The following is a 4229-nucleotide window of genomic DNA, read 5'->3' on the forward strand; positions in this document are numbered from 1 at the left end:
CCCCCGACACCACCCTGGACACCGTGCTGGAGCGGCTGCGCGCGGCGGGCCGCGACGTCCTGTACGCCGACACCACCCCCACCGACCTCCGGGCCGGCGGTCTGCACACGGCCCGCATCCTGCTGACGGAGGCCGTCGCCGATGCCCACCACTGACCCCCGCCCCCGCCACCGCCCCGCGCCACCGGTCCGTCGCCGCGCGCCGCGCCGCAGCATCCCGGAGGTGGCCCGTGCCCACCGCTGACCTGGCCGCCCTCATCGACCGGGCCCGCCCCGGGACCGATGTGGCGCCGCTCGGCCTCCGCGACGCCCTCACCGACACCAGCCCCGTCGACGGGCGGCGCGTCCCCGTCCGTCTGTACGGCCGCTACGCCGTCGTCGGCCCGCTGCCCGCCCCCGACGGCGCCACGACGCGCCCGTGCGCCCGCTGCCTGGAGCGCCGCTGGCAGTCCGTCAGGTCCGTCGCCCTGCGCGACGCGCTCGAACTGGACCCGGGACCCGCCGCCCCCGGCGCGACGCCGCGCACCCGGGCGGCCGGACGCTCCCCGTACGCCACGCCGTTCGCCGCCGACGCCGTCACCGCGCTCATCGCCGCCCGCGAGGCGGCGGGCGGGCCGCACGCCGCCGTCCACCTCATCGATCTCCAGACCCTCGGCGTCCGCCGCTACCCGCTGCTGCCCGACCCCGAGTGCCCCGCCTGCGGACGTACCGAGCCCGACACCGCCGAGGCCGCCACGCTCACCCTGCGGCCCGCGCCCGAGCACCGGCCCGGCACCTTCCGGGTCCGTGACATCGGCTCCTACGACCTGCCCACCGCCGCCTACACCAACCCGGTGTGCGGCGCGCTGGGCCCCGGTGTCGTGCACGACATCTCCTCCACCTCGACGTCCGCCACCATCGGCTGCTTCTCCATGCGGTCGGGCGGCTATCTGCGCGAAACCTTCTGGGGCGGGCACGCCGACACCTTCGGGCACAGCGTGCGCATCGGGATCCTGGAGGGCCTGGAACGGTACGCCGGCATGCGCGCCCGGGCCCGTACCGCCGCCGTCCGCGACAGCCTCGACGGGTTGCGCGCCCGGGGCGTGCCCGCCCTCGACCCGCGGCGGTGCGGGCTGTACTCGGACGCGTTCCACCGCGCCCACCCGCACATCCCGCCCTTCACCCCCGAGCGCGTGGTCCCCTGGGTGTGGGGCCACTCGCTGCGCGACGACCGCCCGCTGCTGGTGCCCGAGGTCCTGACGTACTACCACGCGCCCGGCCTGGAGAACCGTTTCGTCCAGGAGTCCTCCAACGGCTGCGCCTCCGGCGGCTCCCTGGAGGAGGCCGTCTACTTCGGGCTCATGGAGGTCATCGAGCGCGACGCGTTCCTGCTCGCCTGGTACGGCCGCGCCGCCCTCCCCGAACTCGACCCGCACTCCAGCACCCGCCCCGCCACCCGGCACATGGTGGACCGGCTGGCGATGTACGGCTACGAGGCACGGTTCTTCGACACCCGGATCAGCTTCCCCGTCCCGGTGATCACCGCCGTCGCCGTCCGCCCCGACGGCGGCATGGGCCGGATGTGCTTCGGCGCCGGCGCCGGCCTCGACCCGGAGGCCGCGCTCGCCTCCGCGCTGTGCGAGATCGCCACCGACGCCGTCAACCTCACCGGCCGCACCGAACGCGACGAGGCGCGGCTGCGCGCCATGGCCGCCGACTTCGACCTGGTGCAGGCGCTGCACGACCACCCACTGGTGTACGGCGTCCCGGAGATGGGCGAGCACGCCGCCTTCCTGCTGGACGGCCCGCGCGGCCGCCGCCACCCGCTGGCGGAACGGTACGGGGACGGCACGGTCCCGGCCGTCACCGGCGACCTCCGCGAGGACCTGGCCGCCTGCACCGCCGCCGTCACCGCCGCCGGCTTCGACGTGATCGTCGTCGACCAGACCATGCCGGAACAGCGCGACCTCGGACTGACCACCGTCTCGGTACTGGTCCCCGGACTGCTGCCCATCGACTTCGGCTGGGCCAGACAGCGGGCGCTCGGCATGCCCCGGCTGCGCACCGCGCTGCGCGAGGCGGGGCTGCGCACCACCGACCTCACCCCGGCCGAGTTCAACCCCGCCCCCCACCCCTTCCCCTGATCGGAGCCCACCCATGGGGTACGCCCAGACCTACGCGGACGCGATCATGGCGCGCGGCCGGGTCCCGATGGAGCCGGTGAACTTCGTGCCCGACTGGAGCGACGGGCCGCGCAAGACCAAGCACTACCCGGGCGCCGCGACGGTGCCGCTGCCCGCCGACGACGGCGGTGTGCCCGAGGGGGCGACCGTCGCCCGCGGCCTGTTCGGCGGCGGTACGGCCGCTGACCCGGCCCCGGGCCGGTTCGACCTCGCCGCGCTCTCCGGGCTGCTGCGCGACTCGTACGGGCTGACCGGCCGCCGGCTCGGCGTCCAGGCCAACACCGACCTGAACGCGCTGCCGCACTACCCGCTGGCGAACTGGTCGCGCGGCACCGCCTCCGGCGGCGGCCTCTACCCGGTGGCCGTCTACTGGGCGTCCGGCCCCGGCGGCCCGGGCCTGCCAGGGCTGCACTACTACTCCGCGCGCCACCACGGCATGCGGCGGCTGCTCACCGGCGACGTGACCGGCGAGATCCGGGCGGCGCTGGGCCCGGACGCCCCGGGCAGCGCGGACACCGACCAGTACCTCGTGCTCGGTATCAAGTACTGGCAGAACGCGTTCAAGTACAACAGCTTCTCCTTCCACGCCGTGAGCATGGACCTGGGCGCGCTGCTGGGCACCTGGCGGCTGTGGGCCCGGGCGCGCGGCCTGGAGATCGAGCCCGCGCTGTGGTTCGACGAGGCCCGGCTGCAACGGCTGCTGGGCGTGGAGCCGGAGGCGGAGGGCGTCTTCGCCGTGGTGCCGCTGACCTGGGCGGGGGAGCCGCCCGCGACGGCGGGGCGTCCGGGCCGAGCACCGGTTGCGCCGCCCGCGCCGCCCGCGCCGGTCGCGGTGCGCCGGACCGACGCCGAACGCTCCCGCCGCGTCCTCACCTTCGAGGCCCTGAGCGCGATGCAGCGGGCCACCGCCGCCGGTGCCGCCGACCGCCCGGCCCCCGGCGCGCTGGCCCCGGCCGCCGCCCATCCGCCCGCCCGGCGCCAGGGCGCCGCCCGGGAACTGCCGGACGCCGCACCGCTGACCATGACCGTACGGCGCGCCCTGCGGTCGCGGCGCAGCAGCTTCGGCCGGTTCGCGGCGCACCGCGGGCTGAGCGCCGCCCAGCTGACGGCGGCGCTGGCCGCCGCCCACGCGGGCGCCGAACTCGGCGGCGACAGCGGCACGGCCGGTGGCGGCGCGCACCTCGCCACGCTGTACGCCTTCGTCAACCACGTCGACGGCGTCGAGCCCGGGGCGTACGCCTACGACCCCGGGCGGCGCGCGCTGCGGCTGGTGAGCGCCGGGGCGCCCGGCCCCTTCCTCCAGCAGAACTACTTCCTGTCCAACTACAACCTCGAACAGGCGGGCGTCGTCCTGGTGCCGACCGTACGCACCCACGCCGTCCTGGAAGCGGTCGGCGACCGGGGCTACCGGCTGGTGAACGCCACGGTGGGCGCCATCGCCCAGGCCACCTACACGGCCGCGGCGGCCCTCGGCATCGGGTGCGGCGTCGCGCTCGGCTTCGACAACCTCTCCTACCGCGAGGAACTCGACCTGGAGGGCACGGACGAGGCGCCGCTGCTGATCATGCTCCTCGGCCACGAACGCCCCGCACCCGCCGACTTCCGCTACGAGATCGCCTGACCGCCGCCCGAAGGAGACCAGACCGTGCGGAGCACTCCCCACCCCCCGGCCCCGGCACCCCCGCCGGCGGACGGTTCCGGCAGCGACGGCGCCCGGCAGGCGGGCGGCTCCAGCCGCAAGCGTGCCTGGCGGTTGGACCGTTCCGGCAGTGACCGTCCCCGGCCGTCCGGCGGTTCCGGCAGCGTCCACCCCCGGTCGGCGGGTGGTGCGGCCGTGCCGGGCGCGCCCGCGTCACCGGGCGCTGTCCGGGCCGCAGGACCGGCGTGCCCGTCGGCGGCACGCCCGCTCACCGGTGCCGCACGGCCCGGCACCGGCGCGGTTCCCGGTGCCCCGGGCGGCGACGGGCGGGCACTCCCGGCCGCCGGCCGGGCGCGCCGCCCCGGGGCCGGCGCGGCGGCCCCCGGCCCGCCCCGGGCTGGCCGGCCCGCGGCGCGGGGCGGGGGAATC

General features: G+C 77.2%; 2 protein-coding genes. Both read left to right on the plus strand.

The annotated features are described in order from the left end of the window. Window positions 1–229: 229 nt before the first annotated feature. The gene (locus ACFV5N_RS25355; protein ID WP_385604133.1) at window positions 230–2122 is read left to right on the plus strand and encodes a TOMM precursor leader peptide-binding protein; all 1893 of its coding nucleotides are present in this window, start codon (window positions 230–232) and stop codon (window positions 2120–2122) included. 13 nt (window positions 2123–2135) lie between these two features. Then, entirely contained in the window at window positions 2136–3782 is a 1647-nt protein-coding gene (locus ACFV5N_RS25360) for a nitroreductase family protein (RefSeq protein WP_385604136.1), read from the plus strand. Window positions 3783–4229: the final 447 nt, after the last annotated feature.

This window comes from Streptomyces sp. NPDC059853, from assembly GCF_042731495.1.
Lineage (GTDB): Bacteria > Actinomycetota > Actinomycetes > Streptomycetales > Streptomycetaceae > Streptomyces.

Coding starts and splice junctions, on each gene's coding strand:
- ACFV5N_RS25360 (WP_385604136.1), top strand. CDS start 2,136: ATGGGGTACGCCCAGACCTACGCGGACGCGATCATGGCGCGCGGCCGG.